Origin of the sequence: Mesorhizobium sp. B3-2-1, from assembly GCF_006439515.1 — a bacterium.
Taxonomy (GTDB): domain Bacteria; phylum Pseudomonadota; class Alphaproteobacteria; order Rhizobiales; family Rhizobiaceae; genus Mesorhizobium.
In genome coordinates this window covers 1-1,330 of sequence record NZ_VFTI01000070.1, presented here as the reverse complement: position 1 = coordinate 1,330, position 1,330 = coordinate 1, and the positions used below count along the sequence as shown (strand labels likewise).

General features: G+C 64.3%; 1 protein-coding gene. It reads left to right on the top strand.

The features are described from left to right. Window positions 1–79: 79 nt before the first annotated feature. Complete coding sequence (locus FJW08_RS32240) at window positions 80–1,270, top strand: integrase core domain-containing protein (protein ID WP_140813756.1); 1,191 nt, start codon at window positions 80–82, stop codon at window positions 1,268–1,270. Window positions 1,271–1,330: the final 60 nt, after the last annotated feature.

The following is a 1,330-nucleotide window of genomic DNA, read 5'->3' as shown; positions in this document are numbered from 1 at the left end:
TGTCCGAACCGGATAGATAGGTAACAGAATGGACCGATAGCATGGGTGACAGTTTTCTTGTCCGCCGGGAGGACCGGCGATGGTTTGGCGAGCGACTGGCATCATGGACGAGCGGCTTCGGTTTGTAGTGGATTGCCTGGCCGGCGAGGAGACGATGAGCGCGCTTTGTGGGGCCTACGGCATATCGCGCAAGAGCGGCTACAAATGGCTTGGTCGCTATCGGGAGTTTGGCCCGGAAGGTTTGCATGATCTGCCGCGGGCGCCGCTCGAGCACGGCCGAGCAACGGCAGCGGAGCTGGTGGATCGGATTTTGGCGGAGAAGCAAGCGCATCCGCTGTGGGGTCCAAAGAAGATCATTGCGCGCCTGAGACGCAGCGAGCCCTGCTGCGACTGGCCGGCGGTCTCGACGGCAGGCGAGATCCTGAAGCGGCACGGTCTTGTGGGACGCCGGCGCAGGCGCTGGCGGGCTGAGGGCAACGGGCCATGGCCGGAGCCTGCGGAGCCGAATGCGGTGTGGACGGCAGACCACAAGGGGTGGTTCCGGACCCGTGACGGATGGCGCTGCGAGCCGTTGACGGTGATGGATGCATTGAGCCGTTATCTGCTGGGGCTCGAGGCGACGGGCTCGACGGCCGACGAGGAGGCGTGGCCGGTGTTTGAGCGGCTGTTTGAGGAGAACGGTCTGCCGGATCGCATCCGAAGCGACAACGGCCCGCCATTTGCGTCGGCCGGCGTCACAGGGTTGACGCCGCTTGCGGTGCGCTTCATCAAGCTCGGCATCGCTCTGGAGCGCATCCAGCCAGGCAAGCCGCAGCAGAACGGACGTCATGAGCGTTTCCACCTGACCATGCTGCCGATGGCCAAGGAACCGGCGGCCGACAGGGCGGCCCAGAGCCAGGCTTTCGAGGACTTTCGGCGCAGCTACAATGAGGAGCGTCCGCACGAGGCGCTTAGCATGGACACCCCGGCGCAGCACTACCGTCCCTCGACCCGGCCGATGCCGAAGACAGCTCCTGAACCCGACTATCCGGCCGAGGCAGCGGTGCGCGGCGTGCGCCAGAATGGCGCCGTCAAATGGCGAGGCACAGAGATCTATGTCTCGGCCACGTTGGCCGGCGAACCGATCGCCATTGAGGAGACCGAGAACGGCAAGTGGGCCATGCGTTTCTACGCCCATCCGCTCGGCTTCATCGACGACAAGCACATGAAACTGGTTCGCCGCAGCGCCGCGCCAACCGGACCGCTTGGCGCTGCGGCAACCGCATCTTAGGGGGAGAAAACTGTTACCTATGTATCCGGTTCATTCTGTTACCCATCTATCCGCTGGACA